The 22,182-nt window shown below is 55.9% G+C and carries 16 protein-coding genes; 15 read left to right on the top strand and 1 reads right to left on the bottom strand.

Annotated features, from left to right (window positions below):
• Window positions 1-61 precede the first annotated feature (61 nt).
• From C3F38_RS18605 to C3F38_RS18590, 4 genes are all read left to right on the top strand, one after another.
• Window positions 62-631 (top strand): GNAT family N-acetyltransferase, encoded by a 570-nt coding sequence (locus tag C3F38_RS18605; RefSeq protein WP_080479024.1) that lies wholly within the window; start codon window positions 62-64, stop codon window positions 629-631.
• A gap of 443 nt (window positions 632-1,074) precedes the next feature.
• Entirely contained in the window at window positions 1,075-1,971 is an 897-nt protein-coding gene (locus C3F38_RS18600) for a polyketide synthase (RefSeq protein WP_055317411.1), read from the top strand.
• Window positions 1,972-2,004: 33 nt separating this feature from the next.
• On the top strand, window positions 2,005-2,637 hold the full coding sequence (locus tag C3F38_RS18595) for a helix-turn-helix domain-containing protein (protein ID WP_038872328.1): 633 nt from the start codon (window positions 2,005-2,007) through the stop codon (window positions 2,635-2,637).
• A gap of 272 nt (window positions 2,638-2,909) precedes the next feature.
• Window positions 2,910-3,872 (top strand): hypothetical protein, encoded by a 963-nt coding sequence (locus C3F38_RS18590; RefSeq protein WP_047730886.1) that lies wholly within the window; start codon window positions 2,910-2,912, stop codon window positions 3,870-3,872.
• 50 nt (window positions 3,873-3,922) lie between these two features.
• On the opposite strand, the gene C3F38_RS18585 is transcribed toward C3F38_RS18590, so the two are convergent.
• The gene (locus C3F38_RS18585) at window positions 3,923-4,357 is read right to left on the bottom strand and encodes a DoxX family protein (protein ID WP_038872322.1); all 435 of its coding nucleotides are present in this window, start codon (window positions 4,355-4,357) and stop codon (window positions 3,923-3,925) included.
• A gap of 1,677 nt (window positions 4,358-6,034) precedes the next feature.
• On the opposite strand from C3F38_RS18585, the gene C3F38_RS18580 reads away from it, so the two are divergent.
• The 11 genes from C3F38_RS18580 to C3F38_RS18525 all read left to right on the top strand — a co-directional run bounded on the left by C3F38_RS18580 (window position 6,035) and on the right by C3F38_RS18525 (window position 22,179).
• Window positions 6,035-7,000 carry an ImpA family type VI secretion system protein gene (locus C3F38_RS18580; protein WP_038872313.1) on the top strand — a complete coding sequence of 322 codons (966 nt, stop codon included), beginning with the start codon at window positions 6,035-6,037 and terminating at the stop codon, window positions 6,998-7,000.
• 24 nt (window positions 7,001-7,024) lie between these two features.
• Window positions 7,025-7,582 (top strand): type VI secretion system contractile sheath small subunit, encoded by a 558-nt coding sequence (gene tssB / locus C3F38_RS18575; RefSeq protein ID WP_038872309.1) that lies wholly within the window; start codon window positions 7,025-7,027, stop codon window positions 7,580-7,582.
• Entirely contained in the window at window positions 7,579-9,105 is a 1,527-nt protein-coding gene (tssC, locus tag C3F38_RS18570) for a type VI secretion system contractile sheath large subunit (protein ID WP_019456177.1), read from the top strand. The genes tssB and tssC overlap by 4 nt, the downstream gene beginning before the upstream one ends.
• Window positions 9,106-9,336: 231 nt before the next feature.
• Window positions 9,337-9,861 carry an Hcp family type VI secretion system effector gene (locus tag C3F38_RS18565; RefSeq protein WP_004935369.1) on the top strand — a complete coding sequence of 175 codons (525 nt, stop codon included), beginning with the start codon at window positions 9,337-9,339 and terminating at the stop codon, window positions 9,859-9,861.
• An 81-nt stretch (window positions 9,862-9,942) separates the two neighbouring features.
• On the top strand, window positions 9,943-10,389 hold the full coding sequence (locus C3F38_RS18560) for a type VI secretion system baseplate subunit TssE (protein WP_038872306.1): 447 nt from the start codon (window positions 9,943-9,945) through the stop codon (window positions 10,387-10,389).
• A gap of 11 nt (window positions 10,390-10,400) precedes the next feature.
• The gene (tssF, locus tag C3F38_RS26645) at window positions 10,401-13,262 is read left to right on the top strand and encodes a type VI secretion system baseplate subunit TssF (protein WP_233211692.1); all 2,862 of its coding nucleotides are present in this window, start codon (window positions 10,401-10,403) and stop codon (window positions 13,260-13,262) included.
• Between the two features lie 16 nt (window positions 13,263-13,278).
• Window positions 13,279-15,864: a type VI secretion system ATPase TssH gene (gene tssH, locus C3F38_RS18545; RefSeq protein ID WP_038872299.1), complete on the top strand. Its 2,586-nt coding sequence runs from the start codon at window positions 13,279-13,281 to the stop codon at window positions 15,862-15,864.
• A gap of 64 nt (window positions 15,865-15,928) precedes the next feature.
• Complete coding sequence (vgrG, locus tag C3F38_RS18540) at window positions 15,929-18,190, top strand: type VI secretion system tip protein VgrG (protein WP_038872296.1); 2,262 nt, start codon at window positions 15,929-15,931, stop codon at window positions 18,188-18,190.
• Window positions 18,191-18,202: 12 nt separating this feature from the next.
• The gene (locus C3F38_RS18535) at window positions 18,203-20,428 is read left to right on the top strand and encodes a DUF2169 domain-containing protein (RefSeq protein WP_055317103.1); all 2,226 of its coding nucleotides are present in this window, start codon (window positions 18,203-18,205) and stop codon (window positions 20,426-20,428) included.
• Window positions 20,418-21,572 (top strand): pentapeptide repeat-containing protein, encoded by a 1,155-nt coding sequence (locus C3F38_RS18530; RefSeq protein WP_223294888.1) that lies wholly within the window; start codon window positions 20,418-20,420, stop codon window positions 21,570-21,572. The genes C3F38_RS18535 and C3F38_RS18530 overlap by 11 nt, the downstream gene beginning before the upstream one ends.
• Entirely contained in the window at window positions 21,565-22,179 is a 615-nt protein-coding gene (locus C3F38_RS18525) for a DUF3540 domain-containing protein (protein ID WP_038872289.1), read from the top strand. The genes C3F38_RS18530 and C3F38_RS18525 overlap by 8 nt, the downstream gene beginning before the upstream one ends.
• Window positions 22,180-22,182 lie beyond the last annotated feature (3 nt).

The raw sequence follows: 22,182 nt of genomic DNA, 5'->3' as shown, positions 1-22,182 counted from the left end.
GAAAAGCCGGTATGATAGCAAGCTCGAAAGATGAACAAGTCCGATGCCCAAGGAGGTGCGAATGACTGACATTGACTGTCTCAGCGGCTTTCACGTGCGTGTACCCATGGTCGACAACCAGCTTTGCCGCTTCGAACTTAATTTTAACAAAAAATTTGAGGTAATAATGAATATTGAAATCAAACCTGTTATAGACCCGTCAAATGACAAACGTGTTGTTTTGTTAATTGAACAATTAAACGCAGCTCTTAATCACATAACAGGAAATGATGGTTCGAAGAATGCCGATTTAGCAGATTTTTCCCAAGAAAGTGCACTGTTTCTACTGGCGTTGAGAAACGGAGAGGCCGTTGCATGTGGCGGTTTTCGTCCTTTGAGTTCTACAACTTGTGAACTCAAAAGGATGTTTGCAATGGAAAAGAAATCCGGACTAGGACTAAGAATTCTGCAAGAGTTAGAATCCGCGGCTAAAAGTTATGGTTATCAGCGTATCTGTCTCGAAACCAGAAGGATTAATCATGTTGCGGTAAACTTTTATTTGAAGAACGGTTATCAGGTTATTGAAAATTATGGGGTTTATGTTGGCCGCTCTGAAGCTGTATGTTTCGGCAAGATGTTGGGTTTTTATTGAAAATAAGAAGTTCTTATTCCATGGCTCATTGTCATAAAATCCTCTTATGAAATTAGGTAAGGGTAAAAAAATCTATGCTATCCGATTGATTTTTTTGTATTTTAACCTCTCTGGTAATTTTTTGTTTTTTATCTCAACAATTGCCATTAGCATTTTATTCTTTCTCGGGACTAAAAGTTAGTGAGGTGGCCAAATAATGATAAGGATTTTGGTTTTTTATGTGAAAGCAATGCCAGTCTAAAGGGTGATTTGATTTTTGTGAATTTTTCATGTCAATGGTATTGACACTTCATTACAAAGATATATAGTAAAAAAACTAAAGTTAATTATTAAATAATAATACATAAAATATAATTTTATCTTATAAGTAGTAATTTATTGCCAGGAATAAACGTGGTGCCTTTTCGGTAGGCGCTTTTCAATGTTTTTTCTGGTAAATAAAAATGAATATAGCCATCGTTGCAATGCAAGGGGTTTTCCCAGGCGCCGAAGACGTCGATTTGTTATGGAAAAATATTAAGTCTGGCATTGTTTCAATTCATGAGTTTCCAGCAACCACTGAAGAAAAACCGGGGCAAAATTGGATCCATCGTCGTCCACTTCTCGAAAATCCTCAATTTTTTGACGCCGAGTTTTTCGGGTTAAGTGCAATAGAGGCCGAAGCTCTCGACCCGCAGCTTCGGTTGTTGATGGAGCAATCTTGGCTGGCATTGGAACAGGCTGGCGGATGCCATGAAGATCAGCGCTTGCGCACGGGTATTTTCGCCGGTGTACGCCACTCCCGCTATTTCGAAGAACATTTACAGCACAACCCCCGTCATTTAGCCGCTTTTGGCCCGGACTATTTGCAAATGATGAACCGCAAAGACAGTGCGGCTACGCTTATTGCCTATCGTCTGGGCCTGGGTGGCCCGGCCATTAGTGTCAATACGGCCTGCTCGACGTCGCTGCTTGCCGTTCATCTTGCCTGTAACAGTCTTCTGACCTGGGAATGCGACGTTGCGCTGGCGGGCGGGGCCGCAATACCGGCTTTTAGCGCTGAGTCTCAGTTAGCCATCCCCGGTGGATTCTTATCACCGGATGGCCTGTGTCGCCCATTTTCAGTGGATGCTAATGGCACGATCGACGGTGCCGGTATTGCCATTGTTGCTCTCAAGCGCCTTGAGGATGCGCTTCGAGATGGTAATGCTATCCACGGAGTGATCCTTGGCAGTGCTGTTAACAACGACGGTAATGACAAAGTCGGGTATTCCGCTCCCAGTGTCAGCGGGCAAGCTCGCGTTATTGCCGATGCGCTGGCTGTTGCGAATGTCAGCGTAGACGATAGGGTAATTTGCTGATGGCAATGATGACTGACGCGGGGGCTAACGGGCATGAACGAGAAAATCGACTATCACATCGAGAAATACCATTTCGCGCCGCTGGATGAGGCCCCGCGGCTTGCGCACCAGTGGAGCGAGGTGCTGAACGAGTGCCGCGAGACGCAGGCCGGAGCGGAAGAGCGTCTGCGCATTGCGCTGCTCAATGTGGACTACGTAACCAGCTTCGAACTGCCTTTCCGGTTATTGCTGGTGCGGGCGCCGCAGCTGATCGCCGGAATACGGGAGGAGCTGCCGCTCAGCCAGAAGAATGTGGTGTTCAACGGCAAGCGTTTCGGCTGCGTCTACAGCCTGAAAAGCGATTTGAGCGGCGTGCCGGAGGCCTTTCAGTACAGCCTGTCGACCCGCATTCACCGCCGGGCGGCATCGGGCGTGGACGCGCTGCCTTACCGGGAAATCGCCAAGGCGCTCAAGGCGCCGCGTGAGCGGCTCAGACTGGCGCTCGAGCAAGGGCTGCCGGTAACGGCGCTGGACGGATTGTTCTGGTTCGGCATCCAGCGCATTGCCGCCGAGGTGCGCAGGCTAAGAAAAACCGGCATGGCGATCGTGACGGCGGAAACGGAGATCTTCGACACCCTGACCGGCACCACGCGCAAGGTCCCGGTGTACCGCCTGGCCGAGAGTTAATGGCCGATAGCCGGCGGTTCAGACTCTAAAGCTTGATTCCCGCCGGGCTTTGCCTGGCTCTTCCAGGTTCTTTTTTACCCGCGTCTCCTCGCCGCTCGGCAAGCAAACCGACGCGACGTATTCCTCAAACCTGAAACGTGTTCGCTCTGCCGCTGTACAACGCAAACGGCGGGCCACCGCCGATAGCCGGTGCCATGATGGTGTTTCCGGTCGGCGGCGCCGTTTGCCGCCCACCTTTGGCTAGCATCGACGAGGGTTTGAAGGGGAAGAGTATGTTGAAACGTTTTGCACTGCTGTGCTGGTGCCTGTTCGGCGCTAACGCGCTGGCGGCGGGCCCCAATGCCAATATCAAGTATTACGGCTATGACTGGCTGGACTTTTATGAAACCGCCACGCCGTCTTTCAGCGCCACAGAAGCGCTTAAGGCGATTACCGACACCGGCTTCAGTATGACCAATCTGAATGTGGTGCACACGATGGCAAGCCTTAATCTGCCTGTTTGCGCCGGTGGCACCTGCGCCGTGAATATTCAGGCTGGTTCGGGGGCGGTATCGGGATCGCCGTTTATCGATATCTGCCCTGGGGCGGTCTCGAACAGCAGTTGCCGGGCCGCAGGTTCCTGGAACGCCATCTGGACGGTGGTCAAGAAGATCGCCGAAGCTAAATATAAGCCCGGCGCCATTTATTTTATCGATGAGCCGTTCGACGTTCCTGCCTTACAGACCGCGGGGAAATATGACGCTTACCAATACTCCAGCTATGTTTGCACCCTGCGGCAGGCCATGCAGCAGTATGGGGTCGCGATCCCCGTCTATACCATCTTGTCCTACCGGCATGCCAACAACGCCGAATGGATCCGTGAAATACAGCAGGGCGCACCCGCGACCGCGTGCCCGGCCAACGTCAAAAGCACGCCCGATTGGGTTGGGGTGGATAACTACAACTGGTCGGTGGCGGATATGTGGAGTACCTACAATCGCCTGGCGCCGATAAGCGCAGCCGGACAAAAGTGGGTGTTGGTACCGCCTTCTACGGCGTCGTTAGGAATGAACGACCAGCAACTTCATGCGCAAATTCAACTGTATTGGGATTTCATTAATCGGTATCCGACTGCGCCCGTGGTTTACATCATGAACTGGCGGTTTGATCGCGCGGTCACCGAGAACCGCGCGGCCTTCCCCGAATCGACCGCCTTATTGTCTTTCATGGCGAACACGCTGCTCACCAAACCTTAAGCGTGCAAAAAGGAGGTTCACATCAGGAACCTCCTTAATCATGGTACCGCTTATCGATAGGCTTCATTGCGCGCGATCGCGTATTTGCCGCTGCCCAGCAGCAGGATGGCAAGCCCGCCCATAAAGAACACCAGTTCGTTTTCAATGCCCCAGGCGCCGACGTCGGTGACGGTGAATACCTTGCCAGTGCCCACCATCAAAAACGCCACCACCAGCGTAAAGGCGTAAACCAGCGCGGCGGGGCGGGTGAACAGCCCCAAAATGATCAGTATCGGCGCCAGGATCTCGCCCACATACACGCCATAGGCGATGAAGGCGGGCAGCCCCTGTTCCCGCAGCGCGCCGGCGATCCAGCCGACGCCATGCTGAATTTTCGCTACGCCGTGAAACAGCATCAGCCCGCCGAAGGTCAATCTGAGCGCCAACTTGCCGGCGTCCGGGCGATCAAAAAGACGAGTGAATGCCGCATTCAGTGATTTAACCATGGCCTTTTCTCCTGAATAGGAATGATTTTCAATCAATGTACCAGCCAGGTGAATGCGAAAGATGTCCTGGATCAGTAAAACGGTGGGCTTCGCGCCGACTTTTCGCGTGAGGTGGAGGGATAGCTGAAAGGCGGCGGCTCTCTCAGGGAGCGCACGTTCAAGGAGGCAGGGGAGGTTGCGTTCCGCTTTTTCACCCGCAATAACATTCTCACACCGGCTGAACGTAGGGTAAAAAAAGTCTCTGGGCCGTTTTCACGCGTTACCTGGTTATGCGGCTGCACATTCTTTTTATGTCTTTGTTTACCCCCGGAGTCGCGGCGGCGTCACTGTGTGAGGATGGTGGCAACATAAAGATCAATAAGGTTTTTTTCCTTAATAATAATCGACGAAGCGCGTGTGATATAACTCCATAGGGTTAATCTTGTTTTTATTTTGTACCGCTAACTAATTAGCGGTTCTTTTTCGCCATCTTATTGGGAATTATCTTGCTTATTTTGTTTTGCGAAAGTTGATCCTGTGGAAAGGAATGCTGCTCGTTGCATTTATTTTCGATTTTTTCCTTTTTTTTTGATGTGAATTCAACGGTGAAGAGATTCCGACTGATTTTATGAGTGGCATTATGATCGGTTGTAAACTTTGGTGAACTATTTTTATCAGACTAAAAATAACAGAAATACTGATTTTTTAAGTTATTGAATTGTTTAATAATTGTATATTATTTTGTTAATTTTTTATTAAAAAAATAATGTTTTTCCTTGATATTGGTTTTGGCTTTGCTAGTATCAAATTAGTGGTCTTATCAGTTAGGAAAACATCCCTTGAGCATGGAGTGGATCGCTGGTCATAACGGGGTTATCGCCGTCACAAGATTGAAGTGGTTATTTTTCCGGCAGGTGAAATGATATTATTTATACCACTTTATCGAACCCAGCGATTTTTTAGATGCTGACTCAGTGCTGGCCTGGCGTAAAAGAATACGTCGGTGAGTGGGGGAGTGAATCTTAAGTTAATCTGATCATTACCCTGGGTTAACTATAAAAAATGCGCTTTATCAACCCAGCTGTTTGCGCGCCAATACCGTGTTAGGTGCGCCACGGCGGAATGTTAACTCAGAACCTAAGCTTTAAAATTAATAATCAAAACTCTCGCCAAATTGTTTATTTTCACACCAGGTTTCGCATTTGTAAGTACTGAGTGCTGGAAATGAAAGTCACACTGTCATCGTGTTCTCATGATCATTTCGTGCTACCCGATCGCAAGAAACGAATGACTGTCATGCTTGTATGAAAAAATTTCACTATTTAGCATGGTTACCATTTGATTGTTAAATTATTTGTATTCTGAGGTTTTATTGGAATTATCCTACCAACGGAGAAACGTTGTTTTTAGGGCATTTTTTGATTTTTTTCCTATTATTAGCTTGCATAATTATTGCTTGTAACTTATTGATTTTAAAATTAAAAAATAAATATGTAAATGTAAAATAGTTTAAACCGATCACTGAGTTTTTATTGATAGGTTTAATCTATTATTGTTGTTAATATTAATACATCTAAACAATTTGCGGGCTTGGTGACGACTAATTACGCTAAAAGGACTCTGGGAAAGACTGGCGAATGTAAAAGCCCATTTTTATAGGCTTTATGTTTGTAGTGCTGATGAAAAGGATATCAGGCCATGAATGAAGTCATCTCAACAGCAGTTAACGGCGTCGAATTTGACCCTCGATACAGTGAAATTGAATTCACGTTATCGGAATTTGACAGCCAAACCGATCCGCTGAATGCCGTGGATAATGCGCGCGACATCAATTGGCATGCTATTCGCGAGCAATCCGCCGCCTTACTTGAACAGTGCTTCGATTTACATGTCGTGCTGTGGTTTATGCGCGCTAACCTTCATATCGATGGTTTTTCGGCTGTCTATCAAGGCATCACGACTATCGACGGCAAATATGCCGAAGAGGGGAGCACCATTTTCCCTCAGGCCGATATGGAGCCGGCGACGGACAGCTTCCATGCGGCCGCGTTAGGCTGGCTCGCCACCTCGTCCTGCCTGCACGAAATCAAAAACAGCAAGATCTTCCCCGATACGCCGTTAACCACCGATGAACTGCTCAATATGCGAATGGACGAGCAGGAAGGCAAAAGCCTGCATTTTTCGGAAGTGGTGAAGGTGTTGGGGCAGGCTGACAGCTATTTTGCCGGCAGAAATATGCCGTCATTAAAAGAACAGCTGTCGCGGGGAATCGACGCCCTGGAGCGCGTGGAAAACTACGCCAACCTGCAGGCTGAAGATTACCGGCTGGACTGCCGCCAGGTACGCGACTATTTAGCGCTCTTCAGCCGCCAACTGCTCTCTCTCGAACAGCAGGAGTTGCCGGAGGAGATCGGCGCTGCGCCGGCCGACGCGGAAGCGGCGGAGGTGCCGGCCACCCTGCCTGGCAAATATATCCGTTCCCGGCAGGATGTCATTTTGCTGTTGGACCAGGTTTTGGACTATTTCCAAAACTATGAGCCCAGCCATCCGGCCCCCATTCTTATTCGACGTTCACAAAAAATGATCGGTATGGACTTCGCGACGATTGTTGAGGAGCTTTTGCCGGAATCTCTGGCCTCGTTAAATCAATTGTCCGGGAAGTAATTTTTCTCACAAAGGAGTTTTCCAATGGCTAAGGACTCAAGCTCTCAGAAATTTATCGGTAAAAATAACGCGCCCCGCGTGCAAATTGAATATGACGTAGAGCTCTACGGTTCACAAAAGAAAGTAGAGTTACCTTTTGTCACGGGGGTCATGTCCGATCTCTCTGGGCATCGGAAAAAACCTTTGCTGCCGATCGAAGAGCGGAAATTCCTGACGTTCGATCAGGACAATTTCAACGATCGCATGCGGGCCATTAAACCTCGTCTTCAATTTTACGTGGAGAATACCTTGAGTGAGGACGATGCGCTGCTGGACGTGGAATTAGAGTTTGAATCGATGGAGGATTTTTCGCCCGGCGCCATCGCCAAACGGGTTCCGCAGATGCAACGCCTGCTGGAGGCCCGCGAACATCTCACGGAACTGATCACGTATATGGATGGCAAATCCAGCGCGGAAGAGGTGGTGAAGAATCTGCTTGAGAAGCCCGATTTTCTGCATCGTTTGGTGACGGATGCACGTAAAACGGTCGCGGATGCAGAACAGGATGTGCAGGATTCCGGGAATAAAGGAGATGAGGAATGAGAGCGAGGCAACGACGCTATTCAGCTAAGCAGCAGGCAACGGCGGTCGCTGAAGTTGAAACGCAGGAAACGGAAAACGAGCTTGACGGTCTGCTCAAGCGTTCGTTCCGGCCCAGAACGAACGAGGCCTCAGAAGCGGTTCGTCGGGCCATCGGCACGCTGTCCGAATATGCCAACCAGGGCAAGGTCAAGGTCAGCCAGGATGTCGTATTGACCATTGAATCGCTGATCGCCCAGATTGACGAGCAGCTTTCGCAGCAGATGAACAATATCTTGCACCATAAGGAGTTCCAGAAGCTGGAGTCCGCCTGGCAAGGTCTGAGTTATCTGGTTGACAATACCAACGTCAGCGAAACGCTGAAGATTCGGGTATTGAACATCAGCCAGGATGAGCTGACGCGCAATCTGCGGCGCTACCGCGGATCGGCCTGGGATCAAAGCCCGGTGTTCAAACAAATTTATGAACAAGAGTATGGCCAGTTCGGTGGCGAGCCGTTCGGCTGCATCATCGGCGATTTTGAGTTCGATCACAGCCCGATGAGCGTGACGCTGCTGACGGAGCTGGCGAAAATTTCCGCCGCCTCGCACTGTCCGTTTATTTCCGCCGCTTCGCCGTCGCTGCTGCAGATGAGCAAGTGGAACGAATTGGGCAACCCGCGGGATATCGGCAAGATTTTCACCACGCCGGAATACGCTTCCTGGCGCCGCCTGCGCGAAAGCAACGATTCGCGTTATCTGGTGCTGACCATGCCGCGTTTCCTGTCGCGTTTGCCTTACGGTGCGAAGACCAACCCGATCGAAGAGTTCGCTTTCGAGGAGGCCGTCAGGCCGGATATGGATGATGATTTCTCCTGGGCCAACTCGGCGTATGCGATGGGCGTCAACATCAACCGCGCCTTCCATGAGTACGGCTGGTGTTCGAAAATCCGCGGCATCGAATCCGGCGGCTCGGTGGAGGAACTGCCCGCCTACGCGTTCCCTTCCGATGAGGGCGGTTATGAGCTGACGTGCCCGACGGAGGTCGCCATTTCCGATCGGCGCGAGCAAGAGCTGTCAGACGCCGGGTTCTTGCCTTTGGTGTATCGCAAACATTCTGATTTCGCCGCCTTTATCGGTTCTTGCACCATGCATGCCCCGGCGAAATATGAAGATCCGGATGCGACGGCCAACGCCAAGCTTTCTTCCCGGCTGCCGTACATTTTTGCCACGTGCCGCTTTGCACACTATTTGAAATGCATCGTACGCGACAAAATCGGTTCTTTCCGTTCCAGAGACGATATGCAGCTGTGGCTGAATGATTGGCTGATGAATTACGTGGATGGCGATCCTTCCGTGTCGACGGAAGCGACGAAAGCGCGTCGTCCATTGGCCGCCGCCGAAGTTCGCGTTGAGGACGTTGAAGACGATCCGGGTTATTACCGCGCACATTTCTATTTGCGCCCGCATTACCAGTTGGAAGGCATGACCGTGTCCTTGCGATTGGTATCAAAACTTCCGTCAGCCAAAAAAGATGGGAGCAGATAAGTCACGGCTGGTTATTGGTTTGGATATTGCCGACGTTAATTATTAAATGGCGTGGGTGAGAATTGATATTTCATTGAAATTTAGCGGCGTTATTCTCTGCGTCATGGCTATTTATTAATGGCTAATGGGTTCCCATTGTCGCTATTTCAATGATTGCGTAGGCAATATAACGACTTATCTGAGTAGACATTTCAATTAACGTAGTAGGACCTATCAGTCAAGGAGACAAAAATGAGCACTAAAGCTTTAGTAGACTATTTTTTGAAGATTGAAGGTGTTGACGGTGAATCCCCTGACCAAACTTATCCGGGATGGATTCAGCTGCAAGCCTGGCAATGGGCGGAGGAAAATGCCGGGCGCTGGGGATTCGGCAGCGGCGGTGGTTCCGGCAAAGTCGAAATGAAAGACTTTGAATTCCGTATGGTAAGCAATAAGGCTTCGCCGAAGCTGTTTCTGATGTGCGCCACCGGCGAGCATATTCCTCAGGCAAAACTTGTTTGCCGTAAATCAGGCCAGGGTCAGCAAGATTTTATTGCCGTGACCTTCAGTAACTGCCTGGTTTCCTCATTCAAGACCGTGGGTAATATGCCGCTGAACTCCACCATCGGTACTGAAATCGATACCGTGCTGCCAACCGATGTTATCAAGCTGAATTTCGCACGTATCGAAGTTGAGTACAAAGAGCAAAACAACGATGGCTCCATGGGTGCGGTGATTAAGACGGGGTATGACCTCAAGCTTAACGCCCGCATCTGATCATTGATGTCGTAACACTTATTGCAGGCCGTCTGCCCGCAGATCTTGCGGGCAGACACAATCATTACCGCGAGGTGTTAAATGAAAGCGTCATTACCCATGCTATTCGATAAGCTCAGCGTGAGAAGTCAAAGCGGCAGCGCCGATAATTGGCGGCGCGTCCTGGTGCGCGATATCGAATTCTTATTGAATGACGCATCGCGCAGCGCAGATTTAAAACTTCACGATTATGCGCACAGCGAAAGCTCGGTATTGAATTATGGCCTGCCGTCGCTGAGCCAACGAATACCGATTAATACCGATCCGCTAACGCTGGCGAGACATATACAAAGAATCATTACGTCTTTTGAGCCACGGCTGGATCCGAAAACGATTCGCGTGGTGCCGGTAGTGAATGAGCGTCAATCGTATGTATTGGCGATCTTATTCGATATCTATGGCACCTGCTCATTACCGGGTGACGAAATGCTGGTGAATTTGCGCATAGCTCTTGATTATTCCTGTGGCGCCGTACACGTATTTGATTAATAGAGGTGACTATGTTCAGTGAGCGTTTTCTCCAATTATATAATGATGAGCTGCGTTATTTTCGCGAGGCCGGCCGTCAGTTCGCCTCTTCGCATCCCCAGGTCGCTCAGCATTTAGGCATGCATATCGACGGCGTGCTGGATCCTTTCGTCGAGCGCCTGTTGGAGGGCTCTGCTTTTCTTTGCACCCGCATTCAGGAAAAGCTGAACAACGAGCAGCCAGAATTCGCCTTGCAAATGCTTTCGCGCCTAGCGCCCTTGTGGTACACGCCGGTTCCTGCGATCGCCACCGTCGCGATTAAGCCCGATCTCTCTTTTCCCCAGTGGCATAGCCAGGTTGACCTGCCGCGCGGGAGCCGAATGACCCTGAACGATATCTCGCTGAACAACAAACCCGCCACGTTCACCACGGCGCGGCATATTAAAGTGCAGCCCGTTGAGATTGCACTGGCGGAATGCGAAATCCTGCCGCCTCACCATTTGCCCGACGGCGCAGCCAGGCATATGCAAGACTGTTCGGCCTACGTCAGAATCGGCCTGACCACGCACGGCGTGTTGCCCGTCTCGGAACTGGATCTCGAGCCGTTGCACCTGACGTTGGCGGAAGATACGGTGCGGGCCAACCAGCTGATGGCCGCGCTGCTTAATCGCACTTTGCGCATCGTGCTATGGGCGAAAAACGACGATCGGCCGGTCATCAAAGTCTTGCAACCGGAAAGCCTGCGTCTGGGCGGCGTCGGCGACGAAGAGGCGCTGTTGCCCACCGCGGTGGGGGAATTGCCCGGCAACCGGCTGATGCGCGAATACTTTGCGGCGCCGAGCCGCTTCTTCAGCCTGGAGCTGCATGGCGTGCGGGATTTTCTGCGCCAATGTGAACGCGTCCATGAATTCGAGATTTTGTTCGCGCTTGAGCAACGCCCGCTTACGCTGATCGGCCGCGTCAACGCCAGGGATTTTCATCTTTTCGCGACCCCGGTCATCAACCTGTATCGCCGCCATTGCTCGCCGGTGCTGCTGACGGGAGAGCGCACGGAGCACCAGCTGGTGGTCGATCGTTTGAACACCTCGCTGTATGAGATACACAGCGTAAAACAGGTGAAAGGCATGCTGCCCGACGGCAACCCGGTGATTTTCTCTTCGCTGCAGGCCGACGTGCACTACGACTGCGAGCGGGAGCCGGCCGGTTATACGCTGCACCGTCGCCGGGAGCCGTCGCCATCCAAATACAACAATCCGCACCTGCCCAACGAAGATACCTTCATCGCCATCTCGCCGGGCAAAAGCGGCATCGACATCGATGACATCACGTCGCTCAGCGTCGAGGCGCTGGTCTGCGAACGGCATCTGGTGCCTGCGCACCTGCAGCAACCGCATTTTCAGCTGGAAACGGCGATGCCGATCCACCAGGTGGAGATCGTCCGCTATCCGAGCAACCCTGTTGCAGTGCCTAACATCAGCCAGGCGTGGCAAGCGATCCAGATGCTGGCCTCCAATCCTTTGCGCCATGCGCGCCCTGACGTGCAGGATTGCTCGGCGCTGTTGCGCGACTGGCTGTCGTTGTTCTGCCATCAGGATGACTCCAGCCAGCGCAAACGCATCGCCAGCATCAAAAACGCCTGGGTGGAGCACCACTTCGAACGCAATCAGGGGCCGGGGCCGCTCGCCTGGATCCGCGGGGCCGAGATCGCCGTCAACCTAAGCGCCAATCATCATGCCGATCACGGCGCCTATCTGTTCGGCAAAATATTGCACCACGCGCTGAGCCAATACGGCGATCTAAACCAAACGTTGAGCATGAAGCTGTTGCTGGATGGGGAAACCCACGCCGACTGGGGGCGCTCTACTATGGCTGATATGTCGCTGATGCGCGAAACGGCGCTGTCGTTGGAACAGGCGCCGGCGCCGGAGTCCCAAGGCGAAAGCGTGGGCCAGGCCGAAATCCGCGGGCTGTCCAATCGGCAGGATTTCTTCGAGCTGTTGCGGCGCATTGAGCGTGCGCAGCCGGATGCGCCGCGGCTCGGCGTCTCCAACGATCGCAGCCGCGAAAGGCTCTGCATCACCCAGCCGGCGGATATGGGCTTCGCCTCGCGTGAAATCGCCTCCATCGTACAACGCCCTACGCAGGTGCTGATTCAGGCGCGGCATTTCGGCATGTTCGCCCCTTACGGCCCGCTGCCGATCCATGTGACCGAGCACGCGCGCACCGAAGTCATCGCCAGGCGTAATCAGGCGTTCCAGCAGTTTGTCGGCATCGTCAGCCAGCGCTTCGCCGTACTGCATTACCGGGCCTGGGCGCAGCTGAAGGCGATGATCGGGCATGACCATGACGATGACAAAAACCCGTTCTTGCATCATCTGCGGCAGACGGTGGGCGTCGACACCACGTTGGCCGTGAACCCGCATATCCAGCGCCTGCGTGAAGCCTACCCCGGCATTTATCTGCCGGGCCGCCGCTCGCTGCGCCAGCTTAACAAGATGTTGGCGGCCTACTTTGCCGTCCCCATCAAAATTACGCCGCGTTACGCCAAATGGATCGACGACGGCAAAAAAAACGGCAGCCAAAAGCTGGGCAAGCTGGGGAGCACGCGTATCGGTAGCCGCTTTTTCGATGCCCAGTACGGCGCGCATATTCAAATCGGGCCGCTGGGGGCCCCGCATTATCAGCAGTATCAGCGCGGCAGCCGGCGGCTGCAGGCGCTGGTGAGCATCTGCCATGACTTCACGAGCCATCAGCTGATGTTGGACGTCAGCCTGCTGATCGCCACGGAGCCGGGCATGGCGGCGCAGCTGGGCGGCAAGTCGCTGAGTAAAGACAGCTGGCTGACACCTAAGACAGGGACGTTTAGGCAGCTGGTTTATCAATCAACAACTTAATATAAGGAAATTTAAGGTGTATCAACGAGAACGTCTTTTTTCGCGATTGGGCCACTTTGCTTATCAGTCCTTCGTTGAAGCCACCAAGCTGTGCCGGACCTTCAGGCACGAATACGTGGAGCTTGAACACTGGCTGAAAGTTCTGGTGGACAAAGAACGCGGCGACTTGCCGCTGATCCTGGCGCACTACGCGATCAATATTCAGCGCGTCAGCGATGCGTTGGATCGCATTCTCCATACCTTGCCAAACCGGACGAATGCGGTGGTGGATCTGTCGACGCAGCTGGAAACGGTGGTGGAAAGAGGGCTGCTGATGAGCCAGCTCGCCGAAACGCCGTCCGGCGGCGTGCGCACCATCCATATCCTGGTCGGCATTTTGCAGGATCCCACGTTGCAGCGCAGCCTGTACCGGCTGAGCGAAGAGTTTAAAAAGCTGCCGATCCCGCAGCTGTTCGACGACTACCCGGTGATTCTGGCGGAGTCTGTCGAACACGAGGAGGAGGAAGAAGAAAGCTACGGCGCGCTCGGCGAGGCGCCGGATGCGCCCGAGACGGTCGAGATACTCGATAAATGGTGTGCGGACCTGACTCGTCAGGCGCGCGACGGTGAAATCGACCCGGTGATTGGCCGCGAAGCGGAGCTGCGCCAGGTGATCGACATTTTGCTGCGCCGTCGGCAGAACAACCCGATTTTGGTGGGCGAAGCCGGGGTCGGCAAAACGGCGGTGGCGGAAGCGCTGGCCTGCAAGATAGCCCAAGGGCAGGTGCCGCCGCTGCTGCAGGGCGCCCGGCTGCTGTCTTTGGATCTCGGGCGCATGCAGGCTGGGGCAAGCATGCGGGGCGAATTCGAATCGCGCCTGAAAGCGCTGATCGACGCCATTGCGCATTCGGCCGTGCCGGTGATTTTGTTCTGTGACGAGGCGCATACGCTGGTGGGCGCCGGCGGGCAGGCGGGCACCGGCGACGCCGTCAACCTGTTGAAACCGATGCTGGCCAGGGGCGCGCTGCGCATGGTGGCGGCGACCACCTGGTCGGAATACAAACAGTTCATCGAGCCGGATGCCGCGCTGACGCGCCGTTTCCAGTACGTGCTGGTTTCAGAGCCGGACGAAGAGAATGCGGTGAACATGATGCGCGCCATCGCCCCGCATTTTGCGCAGCACCACAGCGTCAAGATCCGCGAGTCGGCGCTGCAGGCGGCGGTGCATTTGTCGCTGCGCCATCTGCCGTCGCGGCAGCTGCCGGATAAGGCCATCAGCCTGCTGGACACCGCCTGCGCGCGGGTGGCGCTGAGCCGGCATGCGCAGCCTGAAAAAATCGAGTCGCTCGAGGCCGGGCTGGCGGTGAAGCGTACCGAAATGCACGGCCTGCAGGAAGAAAGCAAATTCGACGATCTGGCGCTCACCCGCATCAGCGAATTGCAGCAGACGCTCAGCGAGATGGAGGGAGAGCTGGATGCGCTGCGTCAGCGGCAGGCGCAGGAGCAGCAGGCCGTCACCACCTTGCTCGATGCAGAGCAGCAGTCGCCGGATCGTTTGCCGCAGCTGGCTACCGAGTTGGGCGAGCTGCAGGACGGCGGCCTGCCGCTGGTGTATCCGTGGGTGGACGATCGCGTCGTGGCGGAGGTGCTGTCGGATTGGACCGGCATCCCCACCGGCCGCATGCTGCAAAGCGATCTGGACAATGCGCTCAATCTCAACCAACTGCTGAGCCGCCAGATATTCGGCCAGCAGACGGCGATCGATGAAATCGCGCAGGCGGTGAGGATCTCCCGCGCCGGTATCCAGGCGCACGATCGGCCGTTGGGCGTTTTCATGCTGTCCGGCCCGAGCGGCGTCGGCAAAACGGAGACCGCGTTCGCCCTGGCGGAGGCGATGTACGGCGGCGCGCATAACCTGATCGTCTTCAATATGAGCGAGTTTCAAGAGTCGCACACCGTCTCCACGCTGAAGGGGGCGCCGCCGGGCTATGTCGGCTACGGCAAGGGCGGCAAGTTGACGGAGGCGGTGCGCCGCAAACCTTATTCCATCGTCTTGCTCGACGAATTCGACAAGGCGCATCCCGATATCCACGAGGCGTTTTATCAAGTCTTCGACAAGGGCGTGATGGAAGACGGTGAGGGCCGCATGATCAGCTTCCGCCAGTGTTTCATTTTAATGACGAGCAATATCGGCGCCGGCGAAATAGAAGCGACGCTGGCGGAAACGCCGGATCTGAAAACCGAAGCGCTGCGGCCGATGCTGCACGACGTGCTGGCGCGCTTCTTCCCGGCGGCGCTGTTGGCGCGCATGAACGTCATTCCCTACGTGCCGCTTTCCACCGAAGCGATAACCCATATCGCCACCAAACAGATTTCACGTTTACAGCAGCGTTTGCGCAAAGAAGTGGGCGTGTCGCTGGTGCTGGAGGGCGACATCCCAGGTTGGATCGCCAAACGCATCAGCGCCCATCCATCGCGCGGAAGAGCGGTCGAGTCGCTGCTGCAGCAGGCGATCTTGCCGCCGATCAGCAATGAAGTGCTGCAGCGCAAACGGACGGGACAGGAACTGCAGAATATCCAACTCATGGTCGAGAACGATAGCTTAAGTGTTTATTTCGACTGATTTTTAATTTACCGCCGGCCCGCAAACGCGGGGCGGGGTTCGATATCGGATCAGAGAGGTTGTTATGCCTTTAATCGAAATTGATAACCCGGTGTTAGCCGAATTAAATGCGTTTCCACTCAGCTTCACCACCCAAGAAGGGTTGTCGAGCAACTCGCAATATTCGCTCGAATTCGAATGCGAACAGGCGGACGTGGATTATGAATCCTTGCTGGGTGAAGGGATCCGCATCCAGATAGAAAGGCCGGATTTCGGCTCGCGGCCTTTCTACGCTTACGTGATCGGCGCGTCCGATGCGGGGCAGCATCAGGATAAGTTCGTGTACAAACTGGAGCTGAGCACCTGGCTGTGGTTTTTGATGCAGAACCGCAACAGCCGTATTTTCCAGGATCTGAACGTGCTCGACATCATCGAGCAAATTTTCTCTCGCTATGGCTTTGCCGACTACCGTCTGGATATTCAAGGCACCTATCCGACGCGTGAGTATTGCGTGCAATTTTCCGAAACGGATTTCGCGTTTATCAGCCGCCTGCTGGAAGACGAAGGCATCTGGTATTACTTCGATCACGCCGAGGATAAGCACACGCTGGTGATCACCGACCGGCAGGATTTCGACGATCTGGATTTCGGTTACGCCGTGTTGCCGTTCATGCCGGACAGCGAAGAAAACCGCGCCATCCGCGAAGGGATCCAGCGCATCCAGCGTTCCCGCAAAGTGCGTCCGAATGAAATTGTGCTGCGCGACTTCGACTTCCAGAACCCGCGCAAGAACCTGCAAACCAAGGTGGAAGAGAGCCGCCTCGGCCTGCAGAACACGCCGCTGGAGTGGTACGACTACGCTGCGGGCTATGTGGATACCGAACGCGGCGAGAATCTGGCGCGTTTGCGCCTGGAAGAAATGCAAAGCGACGGCCACCTGCTGTTTGGCGAGAGCAACGCCGTCGGGTTGATGGCCGGCAAGGACTTCTCCTTGATTTTGCACCCGGATGCCAACCGCAACCGCCGTTTCAAACTGACCCGCTGCGACTATGTGTTCGTGCAAGATGGCCCCGACAGCAGCAGCGACGGCCGCAACGTGACCTGCCGTTTCAACGCCTTGAACGACGACGTGGCGTTCCGCCCGCTACGCGAGACGCCCAAGCCGCAGATGCCGGGCATCCAGAGCGCCACCGTGGTCGGCGCGCCCAATTCCGAAGTGCATACCGACAAGTTTGCGCGCATTCGCGTGCACTTCCACTGGGATCGCTACAAAACCACCGAGGAAGACAGCTCGTGCTGGATCCGCGTGGTGCAGGCCTGGGCGGGGAAAGGCTGGGGGGTGATCGCCATGCCGCGCGTCGGCCAGGAAGTGTTGGTGACCTATGTCGACGGCGATCTCGATCGCCCGATGGTGACAGGTATCGTTTATAACGGCGATAACCCGCCGCCTTATCAACTGCCTGAATACATCAACTACTCGGGGATGGTGTCGCGTTCGCTGCGCTTCGGCAAACCGCAGCATGCCAGCCAGCTGACCTTCGACGACAACCGCAACAACGAACGCGTCATGCTGCACGCCGAACGCGATCTGCAAACCACGGTCGAGCGCAACCAGGCCACCGAGGTGGGGATGGACAAGTTCGACATCATCCGCCGCACCTTTACTGACTGGTTCACCAACCACGTTTCTTACAAGGATTACGTCTTCAGCATCACCGGGTTTAGCGCGTCCATCACTGGCGTCAGCGCCTCGCTGACCGGCGTCAGCCTCAGCGCCACCGGCGTGAGCACCTCGTTCACCGGCGTGAGCACCTCGTTCACCGGCGTCAGCACCTCGTTTACCGGCGTCAGCACGTCGTTCACCGGATTGAGCACGTCATTTACCGGGCAGAGCACCAGCTGCACCGGCGTCTCCAACTCGATGACCGGCGAAAGCAACTCCTTTACCAGCATCAGCAACAGCATGACCGGCGAAAGCAACAGCTACACCACGGTCAGCACCAGCCAGACCGGCAGCAGCACCAGCTTTACCGGCGTGAGCGTGAGCACCACCGGCTCATCGACCAGCACCACCGGCTGCAGCATCAGCACCACCGGCTCGTCGACCAGCACCACCGGCAGCAGCATCAGCACCACAGGCAGCAGCGTGAGCACCACCGGCAGCAGCGTCGGCACCACCGGCAGCAGCGTCAGCAGCACCGGCAGCAGCGTCAGCAATACCGGCAGCAGCGTCAGCAATACCGGCAGCAGCACCAGCACGACGGGGGTGTCCATCAGCTACACCGGCGCGTCACTGTCCGAGACCGGCGTCGATTTGAAAAAAGTCGGGATGCAAAGCAAAAACTAACGAGGCGCGGCAATGAGAATCATACGGCCACAGCAATTGGTAGTGATTAAAGGGGGTTACCAGATCGGCGCAGACAGCCGGCTCGGCATCAGCGTCGTGGCCGGATGCTACCTGTCCCGACCGGAACACTTCGTGAACGAAGCCGAAATCTGGGAGGCGTGGAAGCGTGCGCCGCTCAGTCTGCCGGTGTTGGACGTTGCTGAGCCGAAGCCGTTCGCCGAATACCTGATCGCCGGCCATGCCGGCGTCGGGCAGCCGGTAAAAACGCTGGACGTCAGCGCCGACATCGGCGGGCTTAAGCGCCGTTGGCGGGTGGAGGGCGAGGGACGACGCGGCGCGATGGGGGCGGAGCCGTTCCTCAGCGTGCCGCTGGACCACACCTCGGCCTGGGGCGGTAAAGACAGCAAGGAGAACCCGGTGGGGCGCGGCTGCAATGATGGGCTGCGGCCGCTGCTGATGACCTTGTCCGCCGAGGGTTCTGCACAGGAGCGTTCCCCGCTGGCGGCGCCGGCGCCGGTGCCGCACGAGTTTGCGCTGCGCAAGGCGCATATCGATAAGGTGGCGGGCCAGATCGCGAGCAAGGCCTACCTGGAGAAGGCGTTTCCCGGGCTGCCGGCCGATATCGATCGGCGCTATTACCAGATGGCGCCGCCGGCACAGTGGCTGCCGGAAGCGGCGTGGCCGGATAGGGTGCCCTTCGAACTGCAGGGCGTCGGTGCGCAGAGCCAGGCGATTCGCGGCGAGCTGCCGGCGGTGCGCGGGCGGGCATTCATACGCCGCCACGATAGCGAAGGCCTCGAGGAAATCGAACTGCAGCGAAAAACGCTGTGGTTCCTGCCCGACAGCGACATGGCGCTGATTATTTTCACCGGCAATGCGCCGCTGACGCATCTTCTGGACGAATCCATCGAGTCCCTGATGCTGGCGTTGGATCGTTGCGACGCGCCGCGCCCGTTCGATTATTTCCGGCAGGTGCACCATAAACGCAGCGACGACGACGCTTCGCCTTTCGAGTTCCTGTTCGATCCGGATCTGATGCCGGCGGAGATGGGGCTGAACGTCATCCAGGCGGCGTCGGATCACCCCAGCGATCTGCGTTACGATCCGTCGCCCATGTCTTTGGGCGACTCCGCCGTTTTCTATCAACGCATTCGCGAGGCGATTGCCTTGCACCAGCAACAGACGGCGGCGGAGCCCGCCCCCGTGACGTTGCCCGATTTGCCGGATCTGCCTGCCGAAGACGGCAACGACGCGTTTTTCCCCGCTAGCGCGACCGTGGAAGGGAAAACCTTCACCGGATTGCGCAGCCCTGCGCTGTCGGACAAGCATTTTCTGCAATGCCGTTTTGAGCGCTGCGATTTTTCACAGGCCGTTTTGGAGAACTGCACCTTCGAAAACTGCGTTTTTGATGCGGTCAACCTGACGCAGGCGGCGCTGCGCCGGATCCGCATGGTGTCATGCACCCTGCAAAAGCCGCTGATGGCGGAAAGCGTATGGCAGGAGGCGGTGCTCGAAAAAGTGACGCTGGAAGAGCCGCAGGGGCAAGGCATGCGGGCCGAGGGCGTGAGGCTGGATTACTGCGTCTTCGAGCGGGGAGATTTCACCGCGAGCCGCTTTGAGCGCGGGGCGATTGGCAACGGCATGTTCAACGGCTCGACGCTGATCCGCACGCAATTCCTGCAAGGGGAGCTGGACGCCTGCGTCTTCAACCGCTGCCTGGTCGAGGGGGCGGTGGCGCTGGATATGGCGTTAACCAAGAACTCGTTGCTTGGCGGCAATTGGCGCGGCGTGCGCTTCGAACGTTGCCGAATCGAGAGCATGACGGCGGGGATGCAGGTGAATTTCTCCCACGGCGTGTTCAGCGACTGCTGCTTCACCAAAGTGGGGCTGAAAGCGGCGCGTATGGAGAGGTGTCAGCTGCAGTACAGCGTTTTCACCGAATGCAATTTCGACGAGGCCGACCTGACGGCTTGCGCGATCGTCGGCTGCGACATGGCCGGCGTGCGGTTTAAAGACAGCGTGCTGACGCACGCCCGCTGGCAAAACAGCAGCGCCCAGCAAGCCATGTTTTATAACGCCGATTTGCGCGATGCGGGATTTGAGCAGTGCAACCTGGCGGCGGCGAATCTGGCGATGACCTGGCAGGACGCCGGCACCCGTTTCAGCGGGTGTTTGCTGGAGCGCGCGTGCTGGGTGCCGCGCAGAATTATTCAGGGGGACTATGCGCATGAAAACTGAAAGCCGCGTGATTCAGCAGGCCCTGCCTGACACCGAGGTGATTGAGCTGGAGGTCGCTCAGGCGGTGTCGCAGACGCCGCCCCTGCCGCGAACCTTCAAAAAGCGGCGCTTCCACGATCGCGAGCTGAAAGGGCTGACGCTGAGCGACTGTTTTTTCATCGACTGCCATTTCGAGCGCGTCACGTTTGAAGGATGCGATTTACGGGCGGTGCGCTTTGAGGGCTGCACCCTGAACCAGGTCAACGTGGTCGGCGGCAGCTTGCTGCGCCTGTCGTTCAACGAATGCCGGTTTGACAACCTGACGCTGCAACGGGGGCTGCTGTGCAATCTGGCGTGCAACGACACCACGCTGCGGGGGGGCTACATCGGCGACTGTCTGCTGGACGACTGCAGTTTGATCCAGTGCGAGGTCAACGGGGCGGAAGTCGAGCGTAGCAGCCTGGGGCACCTGGCCGTGCAGTCCAGCATCCTGACCAACCTGATGTTCCAACAGGACATCATTCAGGACGCCAACTGGTATGCCTGCCAACTCACGCAGTGCCTGTGGCAGGCATCGACCCTCGAACGCCACATCATGGGGAGCTGCCGGCTGGAGAAATGCAGCTGGCAGACGATCGAGGGGCAGGCGCGCATCTGGTTCACCTGCCGCCTGTCGGGCTGCAACCTGGCCCAGCTGCGGCTGCAGGGCGCCAGCTTTCACCGCAGCGAGCTGGAAGGGTGCTCGTTCGCCGACAGCGATCTGACGTCGGCGATCTTTGCCGAAGTGCAGGCGCTGCGCTGCGATTTCGAGCGTGCGACGCTGACCCTGGCGCAGGCGCAGAAGGCCCGGTTCAGCGAATGCGCGATGAACGGCGCCCACTGGGGGCGCGCCAGGCTGACGCAGGCGGAGTTCAGGGCGTGCGATCTGGCGCTGGCCAACATGGAGCAGGCCGAGATGCGGGAAGCGAACCTGATGGAACAGCCGTTGACCGCCGCCCAGCAACAGAGCGCCCGCCTGCATGGGGCGAAGCGTCATCGCGCCGAAAATGTGCCGCTTACCGCCGATCCGTTCTTGAGTGCGATCGACGCCTGGTATGCGCATCAACAACCGGGACCGCGGCAACCGTCTTATCAACGGCCAACAGGAGTAAGCAGATATGTATAAGTCCAGAAGAGAGCATCAGAAGGTCTATGCCAACGCCAGGGTAACGCCTTTGCAGTTGGTGCGCAGCGCTCCGCTTGCCGAACAAGGGGGGCGCAAGGTGGTGACGCTGGCGGCGGACGCCAATGGCGGCCTGTATGTCGATGGCATGCGCGCCCACTGCCTGGCGGTCGCCACCAGCTGCCTGGTTCAGCCGCTGGCGGGCGATCGCGTTTGCGTCATCGTCGACGGCGACAAATTGGTCATTACCGAGATCCTGTCGCGCCAGCAGGCGAACGCCGTCATGACGCTGGACAGCCGCTGCGCCAACTTGCGCATCGTGGCGCCGGAGATCGAACTGCAAGGCGGCAAGCGGCTGACGTTGCGCAGCCCGCACTTCACGCTGCTGACGCGCAGCAGCCGCTGGGTCGCCGAAACGCTGCACCAAATCTCTCAACGCCTGTTTGTGCGCAGCAAGCACGCAAGCCGGCGGGTGGAGGAAACCGACGAGGTGCTGGCGAAGCACATCATTCAGGATGCCCGACAATCCCTCGTCATCAACAGTGAAATTGGTTCCCTGAAGTCTTCGGCGGTGCTGAAGATCGACGGCGGCCAGATACATATGGGGTAAGCC

Origin of the sequence: Serratia sp. SSNIH1, from assembly GCF_002935055.1 — a bacterium.
GTDB lineage: Bacteria > Pseudomonadota > Gammaproteobacteria > Enterobacterales > Enterobacteriaceae > Serratia > Serratia nevei.
The sequence above is the reverse complement of the archived record's forward strand: the minus strand, read 5'-3'. Positions and strand labels throughout refer to the sequence as shown.

What these genes read in the sequence shown, in the direction of transcription:
- C3F38_RS18605 (WP_080479024.1), top strand. Translation starts at nt 62, where the DNA reads ATGACTGACATTGACTGTCTCAGCGGCTTTCACGTGCGTGTACCCATG.
- C3F38_RS18600 (WP_055317411.1), top strand. Translation starts at nt 1,075, where the DNA reads ATGAATATAGCCATCGTTGCAATGCAAGGGGTTTTCCCAGGCGCCGAA.
- C3F38_RS18595 (WP_038872328.1), top strand. Translation starts at nt 2,005, where the DNA reads ATGAACGAGAAAATCGACTATCACATCGAGAAATACCATTTCGCGCCG.
- C3F38_RS18590 (WP_047730886.1), top strand. Translation starts at nt 2,910, where the DNA reads ATGTTGAAACGTTTTGCACTGCTGTGCTGGTGCCTGTTCGGCGCTAAC.
- C3F38_RS18585 (WP_038872322.1), bottom strand. Translation starts at nt 4,357, where the DNA reads ATGGTTAAATCACTGAATGCGGCATTCACTCGTCTTTTTGATCGCCCG.
- C3F38_RS18580 (WP_038872313.1), top strand. Translation starts at nt 6,035, where the DNA reads ATGAATGAAGTCATCTCAACAGCAGTTAACGGCGTCGAATTTGACCCT.
- tssB (WP_038872309.1), top strand. Translation starts at nt 7,025, where the DNA reads ATGGCTAAGGACTCAAGCTCTCAGAAATTTATCGGTAAAAATAACGCG.
- tssC (WP_019456177.1), top strand. Translation starts at nt 7,579, where the DNA reads ATGAGAGCGAGGCAACGACGCTATTCAGCTAAGCAGCAGGCAACGGCG.
- C3F38_RS18565 (WP_004935369.1), top strand. Translation starts at nt 9,337, where the DNA reads ATGAGCACTAAAGCTTTAGTAGACTATTTTTTGAAGATTGAAGGTGTT.
- C3F38_RS18560 (WP_038872306.1), top strand. Translation starts at nt 9,943, where the DNA reads ATGAAAGCGTCATTACCCATGCTATTCGATAAGCTCAGCGTGAGAAGT.
- tssF (WP_233211692.1), top strand. Translation starts at nt 10,401, where the DNA reads ATGTTCAGTGAGCGTTTTCTCCAATTATATAATGATGAGCTGCGTTAT.
- vgrG (WP_038872296.1), top strand. Translation starts at nt 15,929, where the DNA reads ATGCCTTTAATCGAAATTGATAACCCGGTGTTAGCCGAATTAAATGCG.
- C3F38_RS18535 (WP_055317103.1), top strand. Translation starts at nt 18,203, where the DNA reads ATGAGAATCATACGGCCACAGCAATTGGTAGTGATTAAAGGGGGTTAC.
- C3F38_RS18530 (WP_223294888.1), top strand. Translation starts at nt 20,418, where the DNA reads ATGAAAACTGAAAGCCGCGTGATTCAGCAGGCCCTGCCTGACACCGAG.
- C3F38_RS18525 (WP_038872289.1), top strand. Translation starts at nt 21,565, where the DNA reads ATGTATAAGTCCAGAAGAGAGCATCAGAAGGTCTATGCCAACGCCAGG.